At 69.5% G+C, this 22,146-nt stretch carries 24 protein-coding genes; 17 read left to right on the top strand and 7 right to left on the bottom strand.

The window, feature by feature from the left end; genetic code table 11:
- Positions 1-16: 16 nt before the first annotated feature.
- Positions 17-244, top strand: coding sequence for a hypothetical protein (locus EV653_RS19985; protein ID WP_134105252.1), 228 nt, complete (start codon positions 17-19; stop codon positions 242-244).
- On the opposite strand, the gene EV653_RS19980 is transcribed toward EV653_RS19985, so the two are convergent.
- Positions 241-1,002, bottom strand: a complete 762-nt coding sequence (locus EV653_RS19980) for a nitroreductase/quinone reductase family protein (protein WP_134105251.1) — start codon at positions 1,000-1,002, stop codon at positions 241-243. The genes EV653_RS19985 and EV653_RS19980 overlap by 4 nt on opposite strands.
- Positions 1,003-1,060: 58 nt before the next feature.
- On the opposite strand from EV653_RS19980, the gene EV653_RS19975 reads away from it, so the two are divergent.
- Positions 1,061-1,492, top strand: a complete 432-nt coding sequence (locus EV653_RS19975) for a MarR family winged helix-turn-helix transcriptional regulator (RefSeq protein WP_134105250.1) — start codon at positions 1,061-1,063, stop codon at positions 1,490-1,492.
- Here the strand turns inward: EV653_RS19975 and EV653_RS19970 are convergent.
- A complete protein-coding gene (locus tag EV653_RS19970; protein ID WP_238159907.1) occupies positions 1,467-1,865 on the bottom strand; it encodes a MerR family transcriptional regulator in 399 nt (132 codons plus the stop codon). The two genes, EV653_RS19975 and EV653_RS19970, sit on opposite strands and share 26 nt — an antisense overlap.
- A gap of 68 nt (positions 1,866-1,933) precedes the next feature.
- Between EV653_RS19970 and EV653_RS19965 the strand changes: the two genes are divergently transcribed.
- The 10 genes from EV653_RS19965 (at position 1,934) to EV653_RS19920 (ending at position 11,614) form a co-directional block, all read left to right on the top strand.
- On the top strand, positions 1,934-3,097 hold the full coding sequence (locus EV653_RS19965) for an acyl-CoA dehydrogenase family protein (RefSeq protein WP_134105248.1): 1,164 nt from the start codon (positions 1,934-1,936) through the stop codon (positions 3,095-3,097).
- A 7-nt stretch (positions 3,098-3,104) separates the two neighbouring features.
- Positions 3,105-4,634: an acyl-CoA carboxylase subunit beta gene (locus EV653_RS19960; RefSeq protein WP_134105247.1), complete on the top strand. Its 1,530-nt coding sequence runs from the start codon at positions 3,105-3,107 to the stop codon at positions 4,632-4,634.
- 14 nt (positions 4,635-4,648) lie between these two features.
- The gene (locus tag EV653_RS19955; RefSeq protein ID WP_134105246.1) at positions 4,649-5,437 is read left to right on the top strand and encodes an HpcH/HpaI aldolase family protein; all 789 of its coding nucleotides are present in this window, start codon (positions 4,649-4,651) and stop codon (positions 5,435-5,437) included.
- Between the two features lie 31 nt (positions 5,438-5,468).
- Positions 5,469-6,164, top strand: a complete 696-nt coding sequence (locus EV653_RS19950; protein ID WP_134105245.1) for a maleylpyruvate isomerase N-terminal domain-containing protein — start codon at positions 5,469-5,471, stop codon at positions 6,162-6,164.
- Positions 6,165-6,248: 84 nt separating this feature from the next.
- Positions 6,249-7,460 carry a GNAT family N-acetyltransferase gene (locus EV653_RS19945; RefSeq protein ID WP_134105244.1) on the top strand — a complete coding sequence of 404 codons (1,212 nt, stop codon included), beginning with the start codon at positions 6,249-6,251 and terminating at the stop codon, positions 7,458-7,460.
- A 17-nt stretch (positions 7,461-7,477) separates the two neighbouring features.
- Entirely contained in the window at positions 7,478-8,200 is a 723-nt protein-coding gene (locus EV653_RS19940) for a DUF4129 domain-containing protein (protein WP_134105243.1), read from the top strand.
- The gene (locus EV653_RS19935) at positions 8,197-8,784 is read left to right on the top strand and encodes an MFS transporter (RefSeq protein ID WP_238159906.1); all 588 of its coding nucleotides are present in this window, start codon (positions 8,197-8,199) and stop codon (positions 8,782-8,784) included. The genes EV653_RS19940 and EV653_RS19935 overlap by 4 nt, the downstream gene beginning before the upstream one ends.
- A 9-nt stretch (positions 8,785-8,793) precedes the next feature.
- On the top strand, positions 8,794-9,771 hold the full coding sequence (locus EV653_RS19930; RefSeq protein ID WP_134105242.1) for an AAA family ATPase: 978 nt from the start codon (positions 8,794-8,796) through the stop codon (positions 9,769-9,771).
- Positions 9,768-11,069: a DUF58 domain-containing protein gene (locus tag EV653_RS19925; protein WP_134105241.1), complete on the top strand. Its 1,302-nt coding sequence runs from the start codon at positions 9,768-9,770 to the stop codon at positions 11,067-11,069. The genes EV653_RS19930 and EV653_RS19925 overlap by 4 nt, the downstream gene beginning before the upstream one ends.
- Positions 11,066-11,614, top strand: a complete 549-nt coding sequence (locus EV653_RS19920; RefSeq protein WP_134105240.1) for a hypothetical protein — start codon at positions 11,066-11,068, stop codon at positions 11,612-11,614. The genes EV653_RS19925 and EV653_RS19920 overlap by 4 nt, the downstream gene beginning before the upstream one ends.
- Here EV653_RS19920 and EV653_RS19915 read toward each other — a convergent pair.
- Positions 11,611-12,150: a TetR/AcrR family transcriptional regulator gene (locus tag EV653_RS19915; RefSeq protein ID WP_134105239.1), complete on the bottom strand. Its 540-nt coding sequence runs from the start codon at positions 12,148-12,150 to the stop codon at positions 11,611-11,613. The genes EV653_RS19920 and EV653_RS19915 overlap by 4 nt on opposite strands.
- A 94-nt stretch (positions 12,151-12,244) precedes the next feature.
- On the opposite strand from EV653_RS19915, the gene EV653_RS19910 reads away from it, so the two are divergent.
- Together EV653_RS19910 and EV653_RS19905 are read left to right on the top strand one after the other, a co-directional pair.
- Entirely contained in the window at positions 12,245-13,645 is a 1,401-nt protein-coding gene (locus EV653_RS19910) for a DHA2 family efflux MFS transporter permease subunit (RefSeq protein ID WP_134105238.1), read from the top strand.
- Between the two features lie 2 nt (positions 13,646-13,647).
- A complete protein-coding gene (locus EV653_RS19905) occupies positions 13,648-13,983 on the top strand; it encodes an MmcQ/YjbR family DNA-binding protein (RefSeq protein ID WP_134105237.1) in 336 nt (111 codons plus the stop codon).
- Here the strand turns inward: EV653_RS19905 and EV653_RS42600 are convergent.
- On the bottom strand, positions 13,963-15,162 hold the full coding sequence (locus EV653_RS42600; protein ID WP_166679496.1) for a neutral zinc metallopeptidase: 1,200 nt from the start codon (positions 15,160-15,162) through the stop codon (positions 13,963-13,965). The two genes, EV653_RS19905 and EV653_RS42600, sit on opposite strands and share 21 nt — an antisense overlap.
- 93 nt (positions 15,163-15,255) lie before the next feature.
- Between EV653_RS42600 and EV653_RS19890 the strand changes: the two genes are divergently transcribed.
- Both EV653_RS19890 and EV653_RS19885 read left to right on the top strand, forming a co-directional pair.
- The gene (locus EV653_RS19890; protein WP_238159905.1) at positions 15,256-16,959 is read left to right on the top strand and encodes a DUF885 domain-containing protein; all 1,704 of its coding nucleotides are present in this window, start codon (positions 15,256-15,258) and stop codon (positions 16,957-16,959) included.
- On the top strand, positions 16,956-18,146 hold the full coding sequence (locus EV653_RS19885; protein WP_238159904.1) for a Maf family nucleotide pyrophosphatase: 1,191 nt from the start codon (positions 16,956-16,958) through the stop codon (positions 18,144-18,146). Before EV653_RS19890 ends, EV653_RS19885 begins: the two co-directional genes overlap by 4 nt.
- Here EV653_RS19885 and EV653_RS19880 read toward each other — a convergent pair whose 3' ends face one another.
- The 3 genes from EV653_RS19880 to EV653_RS19870 are packed head-to-tail and all read right to left on the bottom strand — an operon-like array spanning position 18,147 to position 20,301.
- On the bottom strand, positions 18,147-18,506 hold the full coding sequence (locus EV653_RS19880) for a hypothetical protein (RefSeq protein ID WP_134105234.1): 360 nt from the start codon (positions 18,504-18,506) through the stop codon (positions 18,147-18,149).
- 11 nt (positions 18,507-18,517) lie between these two features.
- Positions 18,518-18,718, bottom strand: coding sequence for an acyl-CoA carboxylase subunit epsilon (locus EV653_RS19875; protein ID WP_134105233.1), 201 nt, complete (start codon positions 18,716-18,718; stop codon positions 18,518-18,520).
- Positions 18,715-20,301 (bottom strand): acyl-CoA carboxylase subunit beta, encoded by a 1,587-nt coding sequence (locus tag EV653_RS19870; protein WP_134105232.1) that lies wholly within the window; start codon positions 20,299-20,301, stop codon positions 18,715-18,717. Before EV653_RS19870 ends, EV653_RS19875 begins: the two co-directional genes overlap by 4 nt.
- Positions 20,302-20,390: 89 nt before the next feature.
- Here EV653_RS19870 and EV653_RS19865 point away from each other — a divergent pair, with 89 nt between their 5' ends.
- Positions 20,391-22,145, top strand: a complete 1,755-nt coding sequence (locus EV653_RS19865) for a hypothetical protein (protein ID WP_134105231.1) — start codon at positions 20,391-20,393, stop codon at positions 22,143-22,145.
- Position 22,146 lies beyond the last annotated feature (1 nt).

Here is a 22,146-nt window from a genome sequence, read left to right as displayed (position 1 = left end):
GGCGCATGGTGGTGGAGTGAGCGGAAAGAGATGGGCCGACCTGGACCCGCGGTACCGGCGACTGATCATGATCGCGGCCGTCGTCGAAGGCATGATGAAAGCCGTCGCGCTGGCCGACCTCGCCCGGCGCCCCGCCACGCAGGTCCGCGGCCCCAAGCCGCTGTGGGCCCTGGTGCTCACCCTCTTCAACTCACTCGGCACCGCCCCCATCGCCTACTGGCTCTACGGCCGCAAGACCGACTAAGCCGCGTCCAGGGCTGGACCTAGGCGGGCCTCTTCGTACGCGTAGTGCGTCTCCAGGTCCGTAGCGAGTTGGGTGAGGGTGGCGCGGAGGTGCTGCGCCTGGGCTGGGTCGGCGATGAGTTGGTCGAGGGTTTCGGTCAGCTGCTCGTTGAGCGCGGCTACTGCAGTGTGCTCGCGGGCCAGGCGGTCGAGGGCCGGCTTGAGTTCTGGGAAGTTCGCGGCCAGTCGTGGGAAGACGCCGTCCTCACGTGAGTGGTGCGCGTGCAGCGAACTGCAGAACGAGAGGCAGTGCTGGTGCAGCGTCTGGAATCGGCTCGGCGCGGGCGCATCGCCGGCGAGATAGGCGTCGACCGCAGCGAGGGTTGTCGTCAGTTGTTCGCGGAGGCCGGCGTGGATCTCCTTGAGTTGTGCTGTCGCCGCGCCGACCCGGGCCGGGGTGAGAGCGACGACCTGGATCACGCGGGACGTGTTCTCCTGGTACGCCGCGAAGGCCGGATCGCGTTCGGCTTGTTCCGCGTACAAGCGGTCTCGTTCGGAGCCTGTGAGCTCCTCGGCTATGGCGTCGTACCGGGTGCCGTTGACCTCGACGGTGACGTGCGGGTCGGCGCGGAGGTTGTGCAGCCAGGCAGGGGCCTGCGGTCGGCCGGCGTTGCTGGCGAAGACGAGCAGGCGGCCGGCGTCCTCGGCGTATGCGACGGTGACCGTGCGCTGTACGCCGGACCGCGCGCCGGTGGTGGTGAGCTGGAGCAGCATGCGCATACCTTTGGCTCGAGAAGTAATTTAGCTTTGCAAGCAAAGTAGTTTTGAGGACAAAGGTATGTCAAGCGTCGACGACAGCATTCGCACACTCCTGCTGCTCATGCCCCGCATGGTGGGCCGCACCAAGCGCTTGAAGGTCCCGGCGGAGCTGGCCGGCATGAACCTCGCGCCCAGGCACCTCAGCCTGTTCGCCTACCTGCTCTTCGACGGCCCGCTGGGCGTCAACGAACTGGCCGAACGCCTGGAAGTAACGCCCGCCACCGTCAGCCTGATGGTGACCGAGCTCACCCGCAAAGGGATCCTCACCCGAGCCGAAGACCCCACTGACCGCCGCCGCGCCATCGTCTCGCTCGCCGACTCCCACCGCCCCTCCATCGACGCCTGGCTGGCCCGGGGTGCGCGAGCCTGGCGGACAGCGCTGGAGCCGCTGACCGATGCCGAGCGGGAGTTGTTCGTGAAGACGCTCAGGGCTTACGAAGAGGCGATCTGAGGGCGGAGAGGTCTGCGCGGCAGCGGGCTTCTACTTCGGAGAGGTCGGCGAGGGTTTCTTCGATGTCGCGGCGGCGTTGTTCGAGTTCGGCGCGGCGGTGGGTGATCTGGTCCAGGAGGTAGACCAGCTGGCCCTCCTCGCCGGGTTCGGCGTCGTACATGTCGACGATCTTCGCGATCTCGTCGAGAGAGAAGCCGAGTCGTTTGCCGCGGAGGATGAGGCCCAGGCGGACCTTGTCGCGGGGGTGGTAGACGCGGGCCGTGCCGCGGCGTTCTGGGGTGAGGAGGCCGCGGTCCTCGTAGAAGCGGATGGTTCGGAGCGTGACGTCGTACTCCGTGGCGAGCTCGGCGATGGACCAGGTCTCAGCGGACACCTGGCTATTGTGCATGCAGCCCAGCGTGCTTTACGTTTACGTAAGCGTCAAGCGCGAAAGGGTGCCGCATGTTCGAGCTGTCCGAGGAACACCGGGAGTTCCGCCAGAGCGTTCGCGACTTCGCGGAGGCGGAGATCGCGCCGCATGCGGCCGAGTGGGACCGCAAGCACTACTTCCCGGTGGAGGTCGTGCAGAAGATGGGGCGGCTCGGCCTGTTCGGGCTGACCGCGCCGGAGGAGTACGGCGGCGCCGGCGGTGACTTCACCAGCCTGTGTGTGGCGATCGAGGAGATCTCCCGGGTCGACCAGTCGATGGGCATCACGCTCGAGGCAGCGGTCGGGCTCGGGATCAACCCGATCCTGACGTACGGCACCGACGAGCAGAAGGCGACCTGGCTGCCCGACCTGGTGGCCGGGGAGAAGCTGGCCGGGTTCGGCCTCACCGAGCCCGAGTCGGGCTCGGACGCCGGCGCGACCAAGACCCGCGCGGTGCTGGACGGCGGCGAGTGGGTGATCGACGGCTCGAAGCAGTTCATCACCAACTCCGGCTCGTCGATCACCTCGTGCGTGACGGTCACCGCGCGGACCGGTGAGCGCCCGGACGGCAAGCCGGAGATCTCCACGATCATCGTCCCGGCCGGTACGCCGGGCTTCGTGGCGGAGGCGGCGTACGACAAGCTCGGCTGGCACGCGAGCGACACGCATCCGCTGTCGCTGAGCGGCGTACGCGTCCCCGAGAGCAACCTGCTCGGCCGGCGCGGCAAGGGGTTCGCGCAGTTCCTCGCGACGCTCGACGACGGGCGGGTCGCGATCGCGGCGGTCGCGCTCGGCTGCATCCGCGCCTGCCTGGAGCTGTCGGTGCAGTACGCCGGTGAGCGGCAGACGTTCGGTGGGCCGATCGGGCGCAAGCAGGGTGTCGCGTTCCAGATCGCCGACCTGAAGGTGATGGCCGACGCCGCGGAGCTGCTCGTTTACCGGGCGGCCGCGCTGAAGGACGCCGGCGCGTCCGTGGCCGACTTCAAGCAGGCGGCATCCGTTGCCAAGCTGTATGCGACGGAGTCGGCCGTGACGGCTACCAGGATCGCCACCCAGGTCTTCGGCGGCTACGGCTTCATGGAGGAGTACCCGGTCACCCGCTTCTACCGCGACGCCAAGATCCTCGAGATCGGCGAGGGCACGTCGGAGGTCCAGCGGATGCTCATCGCCCGGAGTCTCGGGCTACCGGTGGAATGATGCATGCATGACCCACGATCACTGGACTGAGGTCAAGGTCGCCCGCGAAGCGACGCTGGCGCCGCCCGAGAAGGCCGCGGCCAAGCTGCAGAGCCAGAACAAGCTCTACGTCCGCGACCGGATCGCCCTGCTCGTCGACGAGGGGAGCTTCGTCGAGGAAGCGCAGTTGGCCAACGCCCTCAACCCCGGTCTGCCCGCCGACGGGGTGGTCACCGGGCGTGCGCTGGTCGACGGCCGTCCGGCGCTGATCGTCGCCAACGACCCGACCGTCAAGGCGGGATCGTGGGGTGCGCGCACGGTCGAGAAGATCGTCCGGATCACCGAGGTCGCGCTCCGCGACGAGCTGCCGATCTTCTGGCTGATCGACTCCGCCGGCGCCCGCATCACCGACCAGGTCGAGCTGTTCCCGGGCCGCCGCGGCGCGGGCCGGATCTTCCACAACCAGGTCGCGCTGTCCGGCAAGGTCCCGCAGATCTGCTGCCTGTTCGGCCCGTCCGCGGCGGGCGGCGCGTACATCCCGGCGTTCTGCGACATCGTGATCATGGTCGACGGCAACGCCTCGATGTACCTCGGCTCGCCCCGGATGGCCGAGATGGTCGTCGGCGAGAAGGTCACGCTGGAGGAGATGGGCGGCGCCCGGATGCACACCAGCGTGTCCGGCTGCGGCGACCTGCTCGCGTCCGACGACACCGAGGCGATCGAGCTCGCCAAGCAGTACTTCTCGTACCTGCCCGGTTCGTGGCGCTCGCGGCCGCCGTCGTACGACGCCTCGGACGCCGGCCGCGACTTCACCCGGGATCTGGTCCCGGCCGAGGAGAGCATCGGGTTCGACATCCACGACGTGATCGATGCGGTCGTCGACGCGGACACGTTCTTCGAGATCAAACCGGCGTATGCGCCGGAGTTGGTCGTCGGGTTCGGGCTGCTGGCGGGGCAGGTGGTCGGGATCGTCGCGAACCAGCCGGCGGTCAAGGGCGGGGTGCTGTTCGTCGACTCGGCGGACAAGGCGGCGCGCTTCATCTGGCTGTGCGACGCGTTCAACGTGCCGCTGATCTATCTGTGCGACGTGCCCGGGTTCATGATCGGCAGCGAGGTCGAGCGGGCCGGGATCATCCGGCACGGCGCGAAGATGATCACCGCGGTCTCCGAGGCGACCGTGCCCACGGTGTCGGTGATCGTCCGCAAGGCGTACGGCGCCGGCCTCTACGCGATGTGCGGACCGGGCTTCTCGCCGGACGCGTGCGTCGCGCTGCCGACCGCGAAGATCGCCGTGATGGGTCCGGAGGCGGCCATCAATGCCGTGTATTACAACAAGATCCAGGAGATCGCCGACGAGGGCGAACGCGTCGAGTACGTCGCGAAGCTCCGCGAGGAGTACGAGACCGATATCGACATCCTGCGCCTGGCCGCGGACCTGGTCATCGACGCGATCGTCGAGCCGGAGGACCTCCGCAACGACCTGATCGCGCGCCTCGCCGCGGCGCAGTCCAAGGACCGGACCTTCTCGCACCGCCGGCACGGCGTACCGCCGGTGTAGATAGTCTGCGCTGCGTGAGTGTCAACGGTTTCGCGGGCCGCGTCCGCTCCCGCGAGAAGCTGGTCGGTTACTGGATCACGCTGGACGCCCCACCGGTCGCCGAGCGCATTGCCAGGCTGGGGTACGACTATGTGGTGCTCGACGGACAGCATGGCCTGATCGGGTACCAAGGCCTGATGACCGGCCTGCTCGCCATCGACGCCGGGGCCGCGATCGGGCCGCGCCCGACGGCGGGCCTGGTGCGGGTCGAGGCGAACGATCCGACACCGATCGGCCGGGCGCTGGATGCCGGCGCGACCGGGGTGATCGTGCCGCTGATCGACACCGCGGACGATGTCGCACGAGCGGTCCGCGCGGCGAAGTACCCGCCGACCGGGGTGCGCTCGTTCGGGCCGATGCGGGCGTCGTTGCGGATCGGCCCGGTGCCGGCCGACAGCAACGCACAGACCGTCGTACTCGCGATGATCGAAACACCGCTCGGGCTGAAGAACGTCGCCGAGATCTGCGCGACTCCCGGCCTCGACGGCGTGTACGTCGGCCCGTCGGACCTCGGTCTCGCGCTGGGCGCACGGTTCCCGGGCGACCCGGAGATCGAAGGCCCGTTCGAGGAGGCGCTCGAACTGATCGCGCGGACCGCGCAGGAGGCCGGGATCGCGGCGGGCATCCACACCTTCGACGGCGACTCCGCGAACCTCCGGATCGAGCAGGGTTACACCTTCGCGACCGTTGCTTCCGACCTCAGCCACCTCGAGGCGAGCGCGGCCGCCCATCTCGAGACTGCGCGGCAGAGCTTCCCGAGCTAAGTTCGGAGGAGCACACCGAGGAGGACCGCGGATGAAGGCACCCGAACGAGGGGCGCTCCCGTTGGGATTGGCCGCCACGCTGGGCCGGACGTACGGACGGCTGACCGAGACGGTGCAGGGGCTGAGCGACGCGGACTTCCAGCGCGAGACCCGTTGCCCCGGCATGCCCGTCGGCCCGCTGCTCGTGCACCTGCTGTACGACGCGCAGCGCGCGCTGATCGCCTTCGCCAGCCCCGCCGTGGTCGAGCCCGATCGGGATTTCGTCAGCTATTGGAGGGACTTCCCGCCGCACCCCGACGGTGACACCAGCTTCGTCCAAGGCATCGCGGCGTCGTACCGCAGGCCCGGTCTGCTCGTGCAGCACTGGCGTGAGGTGTCGGAGGCCGCAGTGCGAGCCTCCGCGCTGGGGCTGGCCACGAAGGGCCGCCGGATCGAGACCCAGGGGCATGTCCTGCGGGCGGTCGACTTCGTCGCGACATTGGTGCTTGAGGCAACGGTCCATCACCTCGATCTGACCGTCGGGCTGCCGTACGCGCCGGAGCCGGATCCGGAAGGACTGCAGGTGACCGCGCGCACGCTGGACGGGCTGTTCGGCCCGGACGCGTGGGATGTGATCGGCTGGGACACCACGACGTACGTGCTGAAGGCAACCGGTCGGCTGCCGCTCGACGAGGACGACCTGGAGATGCTCGGCCCACACGCGAGCCGCCTGCCGTTGCTGGGCTAGAAGACCCCGGGGTCGGTCATCTCCTGGGTATATGAAAACGGCTTTCATCAGTCCAGAGGTCCGATTGTCTGATAGGCAAGGGACATGGCGATCGCGATCGAGCAGTTCAGCGGTGAATGGGACGAGCTCCTGGAGCTCCTGGACATGGCGTTCTCGTCGCCGTGGACCGACGCGCAGTACGAGTCCGAGCGGAAGATCTGGGAGCGCGAACGGTCGACGGTCGCGATCGACGACGGGCAGCTCGTCGGGCACACCGGCGCGTTCTCGCATCGGATGACGGTCCCCGGCGGGCAGCTGCCGGTCGCGGGCGTGACGATGGTCGGCGTCCGGGCCACGCATCGGCGGCGGGGCATCCTGCGGGACCTGATGCGGACACAGCTCACCGACATTCACGAGGCCGGCACGGAGCCGTTGGCCGCGTTGACGGCGAGTGAGGCGGTCATTTACCCGCGGTTCGGGTACGGGCTCGCGGCCGATCACCAGGAGATCGTCGTACCGAAGGTGTCGCGCACGCTGCGCGCGGTGGCCGGCATCGACGACGTGAAGATCCGGTACGTCGACGTACGCGAGAGTCTGGCCCGTTGCGGGGAGCTGCGGAACAAGCTGGCGCTGGAGCGGCCGGGGATGTTCCAGCACGACGAGCGCTGGCAGGAGTACACGATCAGCGACAACCTGACCGGCAGTCCTGCCAACGGATCGAAGGTCCGGTGCGTGCTGGCCGAGCGCGACGGCGAGCTGACCGGGTTCGCCCACTACCGGACCAAAAGGGCAGAGAAGGGGTACGTCGACGTGCACCGCGTGCATGCGGTCGACATTGCGTCCCATGCGGCGCTGTGGAGGTACCTGCTCGAGCCGGACCTGCTCAGCGAGACGCGCTGCGGGATGCTCCCCTCCGACGACCCGCTGCTCGACCTCCTGCTCGACCCGCGGGCACCGTCGCCGATCACCCGGGACGGCCTGTGGGTTCGGCCGGTCGACGTCGGTACGGCGCTCGCCGGGCGGACGTATGCGCGTGACGTCGATGTCGTCATCGGGGTGGTCGACGACTTCCTGCCGTGGAACGCGGGTCGCTGGCACCTCGACGGCGGACCGGAAGGTGCTCGCTGCGAGTCGACGTCGCGGGAGGCCGACCTGACGCTGCATGTGCGTGATCTCGGCGCCGTCTACCTCGGTCGCCCGTCACTGGCCAGGCTCGGCCGGGCGGGTCTGGTCGACGAGCACACGGCGGGCGCCCTGGCCACGACTGCGGAAGCGTTTTCCACATCTCGACTCCCCTTCCTCGACACGGGCTTTTGAAGGGGTAGCCTGCCCAGATGCAGACGCAGCGGCGGGGTGCGCTCGCGGTGGCCGCCGTGGTGCTCGTGGGGGTTGTCGCGGCCGGCTTCGTCGTGCTCGCCTCGGCGAGCGGGCCGGTCCGGCCAATCAGCGACAGCACGCTCAAGGCCAGCCCGCGACCGCTGCCGACGTTCACGCCGTCCGACACCGCTGCGCCGCCGCCGACGGCCACACCGTCGCCGCGGGACGTCAAGCCGGTCGAGATGCCGGGCTGGCTGAAGGCGCTGTGGCAGGCGGTGATCTACCTGGCGATCGCGGCAGTGCTGGTGTTCATCGGCCTGGTCATCTACCGGATCGTCAGCAAGGTGCGGCTGCCGCAGGCCGAGCCCGACGACACGGACTGGGAGCGGGTCAAGACCGAGCGTCTGGCCGAGGCTGTCGACGCAGGACTCGCGCGCATCGACTCCGGCAAGGCGACGGATGCGGTGATCGCGTGCTGGGTGGCGTTGGAGGAAGCGGCCGCGTCGGCCGGAGTACCGCGGGATCCGGCGGAGACACCGGCCGAGTTCACCGTGCGGGTGCTCGGCATCGGCGGGATCTCCGAGCGGCAGTTGGTCCGGCTCGGCGCGCTGTATCGCGAAGCGCGGTATTCGACGCACGGTTCGAGCGAGGAAGCGCGGACCGAAGCGCGAGCAGCGTTGCTGCGGTTGCGTGACGACCTCGCGGCGGCTCGTCCCGACACAGCGGAGGTCGCCGGATGACGTCGTACCGCTGGTCGCCCCTGGAGGAGAAGGGGCCGCCGCCGGAGGTCAAGAAGAGCCGGTCGTTGCGGCTGAACAAGCTGCTCCTGCAGCACGTCGGCATCGCGGTGCTGGCGAGTTTGCTGCTGGTGGCGGTGTTCGGCGCGGCAGGGATGGCGCCGCGGCCGCTGTGGTTCGTGGGTACCGCGCTCGCGGTCGGGATCGGGTCGCTGGCGATCCGGTTGGTCCTGCCGCAGGTCGTCGAGACGAGCTGGCCCGGTCAGCACGACGACAAGCTTGCCGCGCTGCGTACGCGGACCAGCGAGAACCGGACCCAGTTCATCGCCACCTGGCTGCAGGAGTCGAGCCGCGAGCGGCGTGCCGGGGAAGGCTCCCAGACCTTCGTACGCCGGGTCCGGCCGATGCTGCTCGAGCTGGCCACCGACCGCCTGGTGCACCGGCACGGCGTCGACCCCGAACTCGAGCCGGACCGGGCTCGCGAGATCACCGGCGAGCGGCTCTGGCAGCTGATCACCGGTGACGACAAGCGCACGGCGTCGCTCGACGAGATCGAGTACGCGATCCACACCATCGAGAACCTGTGAGGAATACCTGTGACTGATGGCGAGCTCACTCTGGGCGAGGTTTCTGACCTGAGCCGGCAGGTGCTGGAGCGGGTCAGCCAGGCCGTGGTCGGGAAGGCCGAGGCGCTCGAGCTGGTGCTGGCGGGCGTCCTGGCCGGCGGGCACGTGCTGCTCGAGGACTACCCGGGTCTCGCGAAGACGCTGGCCGCGCGGTCGTTCGCGCAGGCGCTCGGGCTGGAGTTCCGGCGGGTGCAGTTCACGCCGGACCTGCTGCCGTCGGACGTCACCGGCGGGTTCGTGTACGACCAGAAGGAGTCCGAGTTCGTCTTCCGGCCCGGCCCGATCTTCACCGGCCTGCTGCTGGCGGACGAGATCAACCGCACGCCACCGAAGACGCAGGCCGCGCTGCTGGAGTCGATGCAGGAGCACCAAGTCACCGTCGAGGGGCAGACGTTCCCGCTGCCGACCCCGTTCCACGTGCTCGCGACGGCGAACCCGGTGGAGTACGAGGGCACCTACCCGCTGCCGGAGGCACAGCTCGACCGGTTCATGCTGCGGATCGGCTTCGGCTACCCGAGCCCCGCGGAGGAGTGGGAGGTACTGCGGCGCCGGATGAGCCGTCGACGTGAAGACCAGACCGTCGAAGCGGTGACCGACGCAGCCGGCCTGCTCGCTGCACAGCAGGCCGTCGAGAGGGTCACTGTCGACGACACCGTCGGCCAGTACTGCGTCGACCTCGCCGCCGCGACCCGTCGGGACTCTCAGGTGCTGGTCGGTGCGTCGCCGCGTGGTTCGCTGGCGCTGTTGCTGACGGCGCGGGCGTACGCGGTGATCAAGGGCCGCGACTACGTCGTACCGGAGGATGTGAAGGCGGTGGCCGTGGCTGCGCTGGCGCACCGGATCACCGTGCGGCCGGAGCTGTGGCTGCACGAGGTGACTGGGGCGACCGTCGTGCGGACCGTGCTTGGTTCGGTCGCCGCGCCGCCTACCGTGGTCGCCGCTAGATGAGCTGGCGTCCGACGCACGCGCAGATCCGGGCGATCTGCGCGGCCGCGGTGCTGCTGGCGGTCGCCGTACTGTTCCGGCGGCCGGATGCCGCCGTGTTCGGGTTGCCGTTGGCGTTCCTGGCGGCCTGGGGACGGTTCTTCCGGCCTCGGGAGCGGCCGGAGGTGCACACGGAGCTCGACGCGGACGTGTTGTTCGAGGGGCAGGGGACGACCTACCGGCTCCGGGTGCCGGATGGAGTTGACCCGGACATCGATCTGATCGTGGCGGCGCTGCCGCGGACGGCCTGGTTCCAGTACGACCCGCCGCAGGCGGCGATCGCGGAGCCGGTGTCGAACGGCGAGGTCACACTCGAGGTCGGCGTACGGTCGAAGCGGTGGGGGCTGCGGTCGTTGGAGCGGCCAACGGTTACCGCGACCTCGTCGGTCGGCGCGTACCGGATCCAGGTGACGTCGGTGGAGTCGCAGACGGTGACGACGTTGCCGCTGCGGGAGGGTTTCGAGGCGGTCGACGCCGTACCTCGGCCGGCCGGGCTGGTCGGGTTGCACCGGTCGCGGCGGCCGGGTGAGGGGACGGAGCTGGCCGGCGTACGACCGTTCCGGACTGGCGACCGGCTGCGGCGGATCAACTGGGCCGTGTCGGCGCGGACACAGGAGTTGCACGTCACCTCGACGTGGTCGGACCGGGACACCGAGGTCGTGATCATGGTCGACACCGGCGGCGAGATCGGAGTCAGTGAAGGGATCGACGGGCGGTCGTCGAGCCTGGACACCGCCGTACGAGCGGCCGCCGCGGTTGCGGAGCACTACTTGCGCAACGGCGACCGGGTGCGGTTGATCGACACCGGCAGCCTGTTCCGCGGTGTGCGGTCGGGGAGCGGGCGCGCGCATCTGCGGCGGATCCTCGACACGCTGGTCCATGCTGATCGGCGCGGTCGGCAGCAGGACGAGGAGCAGTTGGCCCGGCGCAATCGGGTCCGGTCGGACAGTTTGGTGCTGGTGCTCAGTCCGCTGCTGCGTCCGGTGATGCTCGGCTACATCGTCACGCTCGTCCACTCCGGCTGCACGGTGATCGCGATCGACACCTTGCCGCCGGATGTCGAGTCGATCATGGACGTCGACGCCCACGACTCGCGATCGTGGCCGCTCGCGTGGCGCCTCCGGTTGCTCGAGCGTCGCCGCGACCTCGATCGGCTCAGCGACCTCGGCGTACCGACCGTTCCGTGGCGCGGCTCCGGGACGCTGGACGAGGTACTGCGGGACGCCGCGCGGCTGTCCGCGGCACCGAGGATCCGCTCATGAACGCTGCCGAGAAGATCACGCTCTGGCTCGCACAGTTGCGCGCGTCCGGGCGGGCTGTTGTGTATGCCCGGATGCTGATGGCGGTCGCGGGCGCTGTCGCGCTCGTCGTGCCGGCTGTTCAGTCGTGGGACCAGCTCGATCTGATCCCGCTGGTCGGCGTACCGATGCTGTTGGCAACTATCGTGTTGCCGGATTCGCCGGCGGGAGTGGTGTTCGTGCTGGTTGTGGCGCTCGGGTGGTTGATGCGGGCGCCGGCCGAGATCAGTTGGAGCCTGGTGCTGACGGCGCTGGCGCTCGTGGTGGTGCATCTGGCGGCCGCGTTCGCTGCTCAGCTGCCGTCGTACGCCCGGGTTCATCCGGCCGCGCTCCGGCGCTGGTGGTTGCCTACGGCAATCGCCTTGCTGCTGGTGCCGGTGGTGGCGCTGGCTGCCGCGCTGGTTCAGGGAGCGGACGTGCCGGGGTCGCTGGTGGTGACGGTTGTCGCGATGGCGCTGGGGACGGCGACCATCTGGTTCGCCGCCGGCCAGAAGCTGGATCGGGGCTAGTTGCCGAGGGTGCCTTCGATCTCCTCGGCCCAGGGCATCGGGATCGCGTTCGGGCCGATGACCTGCATCGCGGACATCACGGTCAGCAGCATGCCGGCGGAGAGGAACTCGCGGGCCTCCTGGGGTGATGCGCCGGTCAGCTCGCGGATCAGGGAGTAGATGCTGCCGAAGCGTTCGCGGACGCAGTCGCCGATGGCCGGGTCGCCGCTGGCCGAGAAGCCGTGCAGCAGGACCAAGAGCAGCTCGGGCTCGGCGAGCAGCGCCTTGTAGTTGCGGCCCAGCGCGCCGAGGTCGGGAGACTCGTCGGCGGCCTCGCGGAAGATCTCCTCGATCCGTGCGCACACGCTCTGCACGGCGGCCAGGAACAGCTGCTGCTTGGTCCCGAACAGCCGGATCACGTAGGGCTGTGAGACGCCGGCCATCCGGGCGATCTCGTCGGTCTTGGTGCCTTCGTACCCGGACGCGGCGAACGCGCGGACGGCCGCCTCCAGGACCTCCCCGACCCGCTCCTTCGCGGTCAACCTAGCCCTCGTCATCCCAGCTCCTCTCGATCACGCTTGACATGTTATCAGTGGATGCATACTCTCGTCACCAAGCTTGTTATCAGTCAATTACAACTTGGAGCTTGCGATGACCGCTCTCGTCGAGAGGGATGTGGTGGGGACCCGGAGCCGTGGGCTCGGGGTGGTGTTGGCCGCGGTGGGGATTCCCACCTTCATGGTCACGCTGGACAACCTGGTCGTGACGAACGCGCTGCCGGTGATCAAGACCGAGCTCGGGGCGTCGCTGTCGGACCTGCAGTGGTTCGTGAACGCCTACACGCTGGCCTTCGCCGCGCTGCTGCTGACCGCGGCCGCGATCGGCGACCGGCTCGGCCGGCGGCGGGTGTTCCTGGCCGGGATCGCGCTGTTCACCCTCGCGTCGGCCGCCTGCGCACTGGCGACCGAGCCGTGGATGCTGACCGTCTTCCGCGCGATCCAGGGCATCGGCGCCGCGGCCGTGATGCCGCTGTCGCTGACATTGCTCGCCGGCGCAGTGCCGGAGAAGCAGCGCAGCGCGGCGATCGGCATCTGGGGTGGCATCTCGGGCCTCGGCGTCGCCGTCGGTCCCGTGGTCGGCGGAGCCGTCGTCGACGGTCTGAACTGGCAGTGGATCTTCTGGCTGAACGTTCCGGTCGGGGTGTTCGCAGTGCTGCTCGCCGCTCGGGTGCTGACCGAGTCCAGGGGTACGGCGAAGCGGCTCGACCTGCTCGGACTGGTTCTGGCGACGGCCGGCGTGCTGTCGATCGTGTGGGGTGTCGTGCACGGAGCCGGCGACGGTTGGACGTCCGGCAGCGTCCTCGGTTCGCTGATCGCGGGCGTCGTACTGCTCGCTGCGTTCATCGGCTGGGAGGCTCGGACGTCCGCTCCGATGCTCCCGCTGCGGTTGTTCTCGGTCCGCTCGTTCAGCGTGGTGAACGTCGTTTCGTTCACGTTCGCGGTCGGCGTGTTCGGATCGGTGTTCCTGCTGGCGCAGTTCTTCCAGGTCGTGCAGGGCTACACGCCGTTCCAGTCCGGCGTACGCACGCTGCCGTGGACCGCGGCGCCGCTCGTGGTCGCACCGATCGCCGGCCTGATCGTCGATCGAGTCGGCCCGCGCACGCTCATCGTCGTCGGACAGACGTTCCTGGCTGCCGCGCTCGGGTGGATCGCGCTGATCACCACGGCCACAACGCAGTACGGCGATCTCGTCGTACCGTTCATCCTCGCCGGGGTCGGCATGGGGCTCACCTTCGCGCCGTCCGCGAGCGTGGTGATGAACAGTGCGTCCGACGCGGACCGCGGCGTCGCGTCCGGTACGAACAACACGATCCGCGAGGTCGGGGTCGCGATGGGTGTCGCCGTCCTGGCGTCGGTGTTCGCCTCGGCCGGATCGTACGAGTCGCCGACCAGCTACGCCGCCGGCCTGGTGCCCGCGGTCTGGACGGGCGCCGCGATCGTCGCCGCCGGTGCGCTGGTCGCAGTCCTGCTGCCGGGTCGCTCTAAAGTGTGACCGTGCTGGACGCAGACGACGTACGACGGATCGCGCTGTCCTTCCCGGAGACGGTGGAGAAGCAGCGGTGGGGACACCCGACGTTCGACGTGGCCGGGCGGATGTTCGTCACGGTGCCGGACGACCAGACGTCGTTCGCGGTCCGGTGTCCCCGGCTGGAACGCGAAGAACTGATCGCGGCGGAACCCGAGAAGTTCTGGGTGCCGAAGCACGAGGCGGGCTCGAACTGGGTTCGGGCCCGCCTCGCCGCGCTCGAGGACGCCGACGAGTTGTACGACATCCTGCTCGACTCCTGGCAGCAGGTCGCGCCGCCGGGGTCAGCTGACGTATCTGGGTGACACCGCGAACGTGTTGCAGCTGGCCGGGTTGCCGGTCTTGAACGACGTGCCCATGAACCGCTGCTGGCTCGCCACGCTGCCGTGGTCGCCCTCTTCCGGCTTGTCACCGGCCGTCACGACCCACTTGTTCCAGACGTAGAGCATCTCGCCGCTGATCGGGTAGCTGCGCTTGTTCACCGCGAGGAATACGCCGGCGAAGCAGTTCGCCTGCAGCTCCATCCGGCGGGTCTGCCGGGTCCGGTCGTCGTAGTTGGTCAGTTCGTAGCGGATGTTGTCCGACGCCTGCAGGATGCCGGTCATGTTCTGTACGCCGTGCCCGTACTCGTGCGCGATCGAGCGGGAGTACCACATCCGCGCGTACGCCTTGGACTCCGCGTCCGGGTACTCCATGTACGCCTTCACGAACACGTCGACCTTCATGTACAGGTTGTTGTTGGCCGAGCAGAAGTACGGCACCTCGACCGGGCCGGTGCCGCACGGCCCGGTCGCGTTCGTGCCCGCCCAGAACGTCATCGTCGGCGGACGGAACTTGTAGCCGGCCTTCGCCACCAGCGGCGCCCAGGCCTTGTCCAGGCAGGGCTTGATCGCGGTCCAGTACGCCGCCGCGTTGCGCGCGTTGGTCGGCCGGACCCGCGGCTCCTTGCAGTTGACCGTCTTCATCTGGCCGACCTTGTACAGCGCGTTCTTGGCCACGACCGTCGAGTCCGGCACCTTGGGCGCGGTCGTGGTCGTCGTCTCCGTGCTGGTCGGCTGCTCGGTGGGCTGTTCCGTCGGCTGTTCGGTGGGCTCTTCGGTGGGAGCCCCGGTCGGCTCCGGGGTGTAGCGGCTCGGGCTCACCGGCGGCGTGGTGATGTTGTCGGCGTTCTTCTTGACGACGCCGATGATCCATCCGCCGACGATCGCGACGCCGATGATCGACAGGATCGCGATCAGCGGCGCCTTCGACTTCTTCCGCGGCCGCTGCGGCTGCCAGCCCGGACCGGGACCAGGACCGCCGGGTCCGCCGGGACCGGGCGGCCCGAAGTTGGGACCCCAGCCGAAGCCGGGGCCTGGCGGCGGCGGCCCGCCGTACTGGCGCTGTGGCGGTCCGTAGGCGGGCTGCTGGTACTGCGGTTGTTGCGGCGGGTAGGGAGAGTTGTAAGGGTTCTGGCCGGGCGGCCCATAGGGTGGCTGGCTCAACGCCGTTCCTCTCCTGTGCGTCAGAAAGCGACCGCCACAGTATCGGCAACAAACAGGTCAGTATCGTGCGCCCCCGGACGGTAGGGTCGGCCTGTGAACGATCCCGTGACTGATGCCCGCACACCGAACAGTCCGATCGACCGGCTGGCTGAACGGCACCTCGAGCAGGAGATCGTGCTCGACCCGATCGCCGCCACCGAGCTGGGGATCGCCGGCCACGACCACGAGCTGCCGGACTTCACGCCGGCCGGGTTCGAGGCGCGGATCGAGCTGACCCGGCAGACCCTCGCGGAGGCGCAGCCGATCGAGCCCGCGAGCCCGCGTGAGGAGGTCGCCAAGGACGCGCTGGTCGAGCGCCTCGGGCTGGAGCTCGAGCGCTACGAGGCCGGCGTACCGCAGCACCAGCTGAACGCGATCTCATCGGTTCCGGCGGCGTTGCGGCAGGTGTTCGACCTGATGCCGACCGACACCGAGCAGGACTGGGAGACGGTCGCGATCCGGCTCAACCAGATCGGTACGGCGCTCGACGGGTACCGCGACACGCTGCTCGAACAGGCCGCACAGGGCCGGATCTCCGCGGTGCGTCAGGTCAACGGGCTGGCCGAGCGGATCGCCAGCTGGACCGGTGCCGACGGCGACGACTTCTTCGCCGGGCTGGCAGCGCAGGCCCCCGAGGGTGCGGTCAAGCCGACGGTCGAGGCCGCGGCCGCCTCGGCCCGGAAGGCGTTCGACCAGTTCGGAGCCTGGCTGGCGACCGACCTCGCCCCGCGGGCGCCGCAGCGGGACGCGTGCGGCCGGGAGGTGTACGAGCTGGCCTCGCGCAGCTTCCTGGGCGCGGCGATCGACCTCGAGGAGACGTACGCCTGGGGCTGGGCCGAGCTGGCCCGGATCGAGAACGACATGCAGGACATCGCCGCCGGCCTGAACGGCGGCGAGCGGAGCATCGAGGCAACGGCTGCGCTGCTGGACAACGATCCGGCGCGGACGATCCGCGGCAAGAACGCCTTCCGGGACTGGATGCAGCAGCTGTCCGACGCGGCCGTCGCCGAGCTGGGCGGCACCCACTTCGACATCGCCGACGAGATCCGCACGCTCGAGTGCATGATCGCGCCGACGTCGGACGGCTCGATCTACTACACGCAGCCGAGCGAGGACCTGACCACCCGGCCGGGCCGGATGTGGTGGGCGGTGCCGAACGGCGTCGAGCAGTTCGCCACCTGGCGCGAGGTCACGACCGTCTACCACGAGGGCGTGCCCGGGCATCACCTCCAGGTCGCGCAGACGATGCTGCGGACCGACCTGCTCAACCGCTGGCAGCGGATCGCGTGCTGGGTGTCCGGTCACGGCGAGGGCTGGGCGCTGTACGCCGAACGCCTGATGGAGGAGCTGGGATACCTCGAGGAGCCGGGCGCGCGGTTCGGCATGCTGGACGCGCAAGGCTTCCGGGCGGCGCGGGTGATCGTTGACATCGGCATGCATCTGGAGCTGGAAGTTCCGCGTGACAACCCGTTCGGCTGGCGGCCGGGGGAGCGGTGGAATGCCGAGCTCGGGTTCGAGTTCCTGCGGGCGCACTGCCGGATGGAGACCGAGTTCCTGCACGCCGAGCTCAACCGGTACCTCGGCTGGCCGGGACAGGCGCCGTCGTACAAGGTCGGTGAGCGGATCTGGCTGCAGGCGCGGGAGGAAGCCAAGCAGCGCAAGGGATCCGCGTTCGACCTGCGCACGTTCCACTCCGACGCGCTGAACCTCGGATCGATCGGCCTGGACCCACTGCGCCGGGCGCTGGCGAAGCTGTGAGCATCCGTTTCGTCCTGGCCTCGAAGTCGCCGGCCAGGCTGAAGACGCTGCGCAGTGCGGGTATCGAACCCGAGGTGATCGTGTCTGGCGTCTACGAGGACGACGTGACCGCGGAGAATCCGGGAGAGCTGGCGCGATTGCTCGCGACGCTGAAGGCGCGCGCGGTGGTCGCGAACCTGAGCGATCATGCGACGGTGCTCGGGTGCGACTCGGTGCTCGAGTTCGACGGCGAGCCGTACGGGAAACCCGAGACGCCCGAGGCCGCTCGCGAGCGCTGGCGGATGATGCGCGGTCGGAGCGGCGTACTGCACACCGGGCACTGCCTGATCGACACCTCGGCCAAGCAGGAACTGCGGGAGCTGGCGTCGACCACGGTCCACTTCGCCGACCTGACCGATGACGAGATCGCCGCGTACGTCGCGACCGGCGAACCGCTCGTCGTCGCCGGAGCGTTCACCGTCGACGGTCTCGGCGGTCCGTTCGTCACCGGCGTCGAAGGCGATTACCACAACGTCGTCGGCCTCTCGTTGCCGTTACTCCGGCGCATGCTCGCGCAGGTCGGCATCGCCTGGCCCGAGCTGTGGAAGACCACCTCCACCTACGTGTACGACGAGACCGTCGCCTCGACGTACGACGAGACGCGCGGCGGCGTCGTCCGCGCGGAGGCGGCGGCGCGCGCGGTCGATTCGCTGCTGCCCAAGGGCGGTCGCGTGCTCGAACTCGCCGTCGGCACCGGCATCGTCGGCGCCGAGCTGGTTGCCCTGGGCAACCTGGTGCACGGCGTGGACATCTCGGCCGCGATGCTCCAGCACGCACGCGTCCGGCTCCCGGGCCACGTTGCCGCGGCCGACGCGACGCGGCTGCCGATCGCGGATCGCCGGTGCGACGCCGTCGTTGCCGTCTGGCTGCTGCACCTGCTCGGCAACAGCGAGCCCGTGATCGCCGAGGTCGCCCGGGTCCTCCGCACCGACGGCGTCTTCGTCACGACCACGGACAAGTCCGACGCCAGCCGGTACGCCGACGACCGCGGCCCGGACGACAACCGCTCGCAGGACGCCATCGCGCATCTCGTCGCAGTCGCAGCCCGCTACGGCCTCGTCCTGGACGGCGCGACGACATTCCCCGGCCCTACCCGCAACACCGGCCAGGCCCCGACGTACCCCGTGCTCCGCTTCCGACGAAGCTGATCAGGCGGTGAGGCCGGTCTTCTTGTCGAGGAGCTGCAGGAGGTCGTGGGCCGCGAGTTCGACCTCTTTGTGGCGCCATTCGGAGGCTCGGTAGACGGCGGCGATCAGCGCGGTGCGATGGATCCGGCGGAAATCGCCGAGCACGAACGCGTAGCGTGCCTTGGTCTCGTCGCCGGCGCCTTCGGTAAGCCCGAGGTGCCAAGCGCCGTACTCCGCCCAGGTGTGCTTGTCCAGGTACGAGTTCTGGTCGTCGGCCCGCGGCTGGACCTCACCCCAGTCGCTGTCCAGCACGTACTGCCGCGCGTCGATCAGCTTCCGCGCGTTGTCGACCGCCTCGGGATTGACCGCGTACTTAGCCATACCGCCAGTGTTTACGGATGAGCGCTGGCGCGCCACTGTCCCGGGCCGGGGTGGAACGGGGTGCGGGCGTTGCGCCAGTACGTTGCCCAGTTGCTGGCTCGTTGCCGGTCAGGTGCGGGCGCGGGGGCGGCGGCGCGGGCGGCCAGGACCGTGACCAGGGCGGCCAGCTCTTCCGGGGTCGGGTTGCCTTTGGTGATCTGGAGAGTGGTCACAGGGGGATGTTCCCATGCTTCTTCGGGGGCAGGGTGTCGCGCTTGGTGCGGAGGAGGCGGAGGGCGCGGATGATCTCGGCGCGGGTCTCGCTGGGCTTGATGACCGCGTCGATGTAGCCGCGCTCGGCGGCGATGTACGGATTCGCCAGGTGGTCCTCGTACTCGGTGATGAGCTGCTGCCGGCGGGTCTCCGCGTCCTCGGCGCCGGCCAGTTCGCGGCGGTACAGGATGTTGACCGCGCCCTGCGCGCCCATCACCGCGATCTGCGCGGTCGGCCAGGCGATGTTCATGTCCGCGCCGAGATGCTTCGAGCCCATCACGTCGTACGCGCCGCCGTAGGCCTTGCGGGTGATCACGGTGATCATCGGGACGGTGGCTTCGGCGTACGCGTAGATCAGTTTGGCGCCGCGGCGGATGATGCCGTTCCACTCCTGGTCGGTGCCGGGCAGGAAGCCGGGGACGTCGACGAAGGTCAGGATCGGCAGGTTGAACGCGTCGCAGGTGCGGACGAAGCGGGCCGCCTTCTCGGACGCGTCGATGTCGAGCGTGCCGGCGAACTGCATCGGCTGGTTCGCGACCACGCCGACCGGGCGGCCCTCGACCCGGCCGAAGCCGACGATCATGTTCGGCGCGAACAGTGCATGCACCTCGAGGAATTCGCCGTCGTCGACGACCGCCTCGATCGCGGTGTGCATGTCGTACGGCTGGTTCGGCGAGTCCGGGACGAGCGTGTCGAGCGCCAGGTCGGTCTCGGTCGGCTCGAGATCCCCTGCGTCATCCGGGGCGTCGTACACCGGGGGGTCCTCGAGGTTGTTCTGCGGGAGGTGACCGACGAGTGCCTTCACCCACTCGATCGCGTCCTCCTCGTCGCTGCCGAGGTAGTGCGCGTTGCCGGACTTGGTGTTGTGCGTCCGCGCGCCGCCGAGCTCCTCCTGGGTGACGTCCTCGCCGGTGACGGTCTTGATCACGTCCGGGCCGGTGATGAACATGTACGACGACTCGTCGACCATGACGGTGAAATCGGTGACCGCGGGGGAGTACACCGCGCCGCCGGCACACGGGCCCATGATCAGCGAGATCTGCGGGATCACGCCGGATGCGCGGACGTTGCGGCGGAAGATCTCGCCGTACAGACCGAGGGAGACCACGCCCTCCTGGATCCGGGCGCCGCCGGAGTCGTTGATGCCGATCAGCGGGCAGCCGATCTTCATCGCCAGGTCCATCACCTTGACGATCTTCTCGCCGAAGACCTCGCCCAGGCTGCCGCCGAAGACGGTGAAGTCCTGGGCGAACACGCACACCTGACGGCCGTCGATGGTGCCGAATCCGGTCACCACGCCGTCGCCGTACGGGCGGTTACCGTCGAGGCCGAAGCTGGTCGAGCGGTGGCGGGCGAACTCGTCCAGCTCGGAGAAGGAGCCCTCGTCGAGCAGCAGTTCGATCCGCTCGCGAGCGGTCTTCTTACCGCGCGCGTGCTGCTTCTCCACGGCGCGCTCGGAACCGGCATGTACGGCCTCGTCCAGCCGGTGCTCGAGGTCCGCGAGCTTCCCGGCCGTGGTGTGGATGTTCACCGTCTCTCCCATGAACGCGCAGCCTACGCGCCAGTACGCCGTACCGCCTGTGACGTCCGCCGCAGCGCGTCGCTGAACCTGGCCGCCGGTACGTTCTGGTCGTGGCGGACGCACAGGTCAGTGGTCTGATCCGGAGTATCAACGAGCTCGTCGAGCGGGACACGGGGAGCTGGTCGCTGGCTGTTGGCGACCAGATCACCCAGCGGGTGACGCGGTCCGACCAGCGGCAGCTGCGGCTGTTCGCGGACAACCTCGACATTCCGGCCCGGCTCGCGCCCGGGCCTGGCGAGAACGACCGGCGGCCGCGGATCCGGGCTGCGCTGATCGAGACGGTTGCGGGCTGTGCCGGCGTACTGGAACCGCGGGAGCCGGCTGAGGAGTCTCTGTATCCCTACGGCCGGTCCCGGTTCGAGACAGCCAACAGCCGGCTGTATGCGCAGTACGAGACGCCGCGCCTGGTCGCCGGGCTCCGGCGGGACGGGCGGCCGGAGGATCTCGGTGTCTTCCCGCCTCCGGTGATCGAAGGCGACGTGCTCGCTGCCCATGCGGCCGTCGTGGCGATCAGTGCGCGGACCGGTCGTCCGGAGCGGGAGGTACTGCGTGAGCTCGTCGCCGCCGGGCGCGGCGCGCACGCGACGGCTGCGGCGCGGTTGCTGCTCCAGTCGCGTCCCGGTTTCACGGCCTTGCCCGCGCCGGAGCGGAACGAGCTCACGACGGCGATCGCCGATCATCTCGAAGCCCAGTTCGAGAACCACGAACGGCAGGTTCCAGGCCCGGAGATCGGCGCCGTACTGGCCGATCGCCAGCAGCTGGCCGGCTTCGGCTCGACCGCGATCACGACGGCCAGTCAGGACGCCAACGAGGAGATCGCCCATCTGCATGAGTTCTTCGACAAGATCGGCCGGCCACCGGCTGTCGACGCGCCGGACTCGGTCGACGACCTGTGCGGACGGATCCAGGGCGCTGTGGGTGAGGTCCTGGACGCGCCGAACTCGCGCTGGGACGGCGAGATCGAGCCCGAGCCTGGTGCCGCTCCCGCCACGACCCTCATCCTGCCCATGGAACAGGCGACAGCGCTCCGGAACCTGATCGAGAGCAGCAGGACCCACCCGCTGAGTCCCACGGATGCGACCGCTGCCCGCGACGCGTTCCAGCGGGTGGCCGCGGCGTACGCACGCTGGGCCGTTCCGGAGGAGTACGACGGACGGCACGAGGCGGCCGCCGACGCGGTCGCACCGCGGTACGCGAACATCGAGCAGGCCGTGGGTACGGCGATTGCCGAGGACCATGTGCGCGAGCTCGCGGACCGCACGTTGCCGTACGAGCTGGCGATCCAGGTGCGGCACGCGCATCCGCCGGCTCCGGACCAGCGGCTGGCGCTGGCGGCCCGCGCGTTCGCGGCGGTCATCGACGACGCTGCCGGCCTTGACGAGGGCGAGACGCTGCGCCGGATGGCCGGCGAGGGACGGGTCCTGATGGTTCAGGCGGCGGTCGAGGACTTGGTGGCGGCTTCCGCCGTACCGAACGTCGAGCGGCAGTTCGCAGTTGATCGGATCACTGACGAGGCCGATCGGCAGTTCGACGCGCTGGACACGGTGACCGGCGATGCGGAGCGGTACGGCAGCGATATCGGCAAGGTCGCTGTGTCGATGGCCGAGATGTACGCCGAGGAGCCCGGCATGGCCCGGCGCGAGTTGCTCGCCCAGCAACAGCCGATGGCCCGCTTCGTGTCCGGACACGACCCGGCACTGGCCCGCCCGCAGGCACAGCAGGGGCAGGCGGGCTCCGTCCGTCGCGGTGGTGCGCACCAGACCGAGCAGTCCACGGGCCGCAGGACCGACAGCCCCAGCCGCTAAT

The organism is Kribbella pratensis, assembly GCF_004365355.1.
Classification (GTDB): Bacteria; Actinomycetota; Actinomycetes; order Propionibacteriales; family Kribbellaceae; genus Kribbella.
The sequence above is the reverse complement of the archived record's forward strand: the minus strand, read 5'-3'. Positions and strand labels throughout refer to the sequence as shown.

Coding starts and splice junctions, on each gene's coding strand:
- EV653_RS19980 (WP_134105251.1), bottom strand. CDS start 1,002: ATGCGCATGCTGCTCCAGCTCACCACCACCGGCGCGCGGTCCGGCGTA.
- EV653_RS19975 (WP_134105250.1), top strand. CDS start 1,061: ATGTCAAGCGTCGACGACAGCATTCGCACACTCCTGCTGCTCATGCCC.
- EV653_RS19965 (WP_134105248.1), top strand. CDS start 1,934: ATGTTCGAGCTGTCCGAGGAACACCGGGAGTTCCGCCAGAGCGTTCGC.
- EV653_RS19960 (WP_134105247.1), top strand. CDS start 3,105: ATGACCCACGATCACTGGACTGAGGTCAAGGTCGCCCGCGAAGCGACG.
- EV653_RS19950 (WP_134105245.1), top strand. CDS start 5,469: ATGAAGGCACCCGAACGAGGGGCGCTCCCGTTGGGATTGGCCGCCACG.
- EV653_RS19945 (WP_134105244.1), top strand. CDS start 6,249: ATGGCGATCGCGATCGAGCAGTTCAGCGGTGAATGGGACGAGCTCCTG.
- EV653_RS19940 (WP_134105243.1), top strand. CDS start 7,478: ATGCAGACGCAGCGGCGGGGTGCGCTCGCGGTGGCCGCCGTGGTGCTC.
- EV653_RS19935 (WP_238159906.1), top strand. CDS start 8,197: ATGACGTCGTACCGCTGGTCGCCCCTGGAGGAGAAGGGGCCGCCGCCG.
- EV653_RS19925 (WP_134105241.1), top strand. CDS start 9,768: ATGAGCTGGCGTCCGACGCACGCGCAGATCCGGGCGATCTGCGCGGCC.
- EV653_RS19920 (WP_134105240.1), top strand. CDS start 11,066: ATGAACGCTGCCGAGAAGATCACGCTCTGGCTCGCACAGTTGCGCGCG.
- EV653_RS19915 (WP_134105239.1), bottom strand. CDS start 12,150: ATGACGAGGGCTAGGTTGACCGCGAAGGAGCGGGTCGGGGAGGTCCTG.
- EV653_RS19910 (WP_134105238.1), top strand. CDS start 12,245: ATGACCGCTCTCGTCGAGAGGGATGTGGTGGGGACCCGGAGCCGTGGG.
- EV653_RS19880 (WP_134105234.1), bottom strand. CDS start 18,506: ATGGCTAAGTACGCGGTCAATCCCGAGGCGGTCGACAACGCGCGGAAG.
- EV653_RS19870 (WP_134105232.1), bottom strand. CDS start 20,301: ATGGGAGAGACGGTGAACATCCACACCACGGCCGGGAAGCTCGCGGAC.